Source organism: Alcanivorax sp. (assembly GCF_014762765.1).
GTDB lineage: Bacteria > Pseudomonadota > Gammaproteobacteria > Pseudomonadales > Alcanivoracaceae > Alcanivorax.
This window is the reverse complement of the sequence record NZ_JABURH010000210.1, coordinates 42727-44108: the sequence shown is the minus strand read 5'-3', so window position 1 is coordinate 44108 and position 1382 is coordinate 42727. Positions and strand designations below refer to the sequence as shown.

1 protein-coding gene is annotated in these 1382 nt (G+C 59.7%); it reads left to right on the top strand.

The window, feature by feature from the left end; all coding sequences use genetic code 11:
* Window positions 1-26 precede the first annotated feature (26 nt).
* A complete protein-coding gene (locus HUJ17_RS16590) occupies window positions 27-1316 on the top strand; it encodes a TRAP transporter large permease subunit (RefSeq protein ID WP_290537747.1) in 1290 nt (429 codons plus the stop codon).
* Window positions 1317-1382: the final 66 nt, after the last annotated feature.

Below are 1382 nucleotides of genomic sequence, written 5' to 3'. Positions count from 1 at the left end.
CGGCCGAAGATGCAGGAGCCGGTGCCATGATTACCGTCGCCATTATCCTGCTGGTGTTGCTGGCGCTGATGGGCGCGCCGCTGTTTGCGATTATTCTCGGTGCTGCGGCACTGGGTTTTTATACCCTGGGCATCGAAATGTCGGTGCTGCATATCGATATCTATCAGCTGAGCAATTCCGTGGTGCTGATGGCGTTGCCGCTGTTCACCTTTGCCGGTTTCCTGCTCAGTGAATCGAAAACCGCCGACCGCATGTTACGTCTCAGTCAGGCGGCCTTCGGCTGGATGCCAGGCGGCATGGCCTTTGTGTCGCTGATCGCCTGTGCGTTCTTTACCGCCCTTACCGGTGGCTCCGGGGTCACCATCGTGGCGCTGGGTGCGTTGCTGTTGCCGGCGCTGGTGAAAGGCAATTACCCGGAAAAATTCAGCCTGGGCCTGGTAACGTCATCAGGCAGCCTGGGGCTGCTGCTGGTGCCTTCCGTGCCGCTGCTCATCTACGGCATCATCGCCCAGCAGATGTCCCAGCAGCTGGACATGCCGTCGGTGGAAATCGTCGACCTGTATCTGGCCGGCCTGGTGCCGGCGCTGCTGATGGTCGTGCTGATGTACGGCTATTGCGTGTGGGCGACCCGCGGCACCGAGGTGCCACGTCAGAGCTTCGATTTCCGTGAGCTGGTGGATGCGCTTTGGGAAGCCCGCTGGGAGTTGCCGCTGCCATTAGTGGTGCTGGGCGGGATCTTTTCCGGCTTCCTGGTGATCAGCGAAGCGGCAGCGGTGACCGCGCTCTATGTGCTGGTGGCGGAAGTGTTCCTGTACCGGGAAATTACCCTGCGCAGGCTGCCCGGCATCATGCGTGATTCCATGATCATGGTGGGCGGCATCCTGCTGATTCTGGCGGTGGCCCTGGCCTTTACCGATTACCTGGTTTACGCCGGGGTGCCGGAGAAGCTGTTTACCCTGATTCAGACCCATGTGGAGAGCAAGGTCACCTTCCTGATCCTGCTCAACATCCTGCTGCTGTTGCTGGGGGCGGTGCTGGATATCTTCGCTGCCCTGGTGATCATGGTGCCGCTGATCCTGCCGGTGGCGCTGCGCTACGGCATCGACCCGGTGCATCTGGGCATCATCTTCGTGGCCAACATGCAGATCGGCTATATCACCCCGCCGGTGGGCATGAACCTGTTTATCGCCAGCTACCGTTTCAAGAAGAAGGTCACCGAGCTGTTCGCGGCCACGTTGCCCTTCATGATGGTGCTGATCATTGCCTTGTTGATGATTACCTATATTCCGCAGCTCAGTCTGTGGCTTGTGCGCTAACCTATCGACGAAGCCGCTGTAGGTGCGCCTCTTGAGGCGCGAAGCGGCTTTCCGTTAACCAAAGAG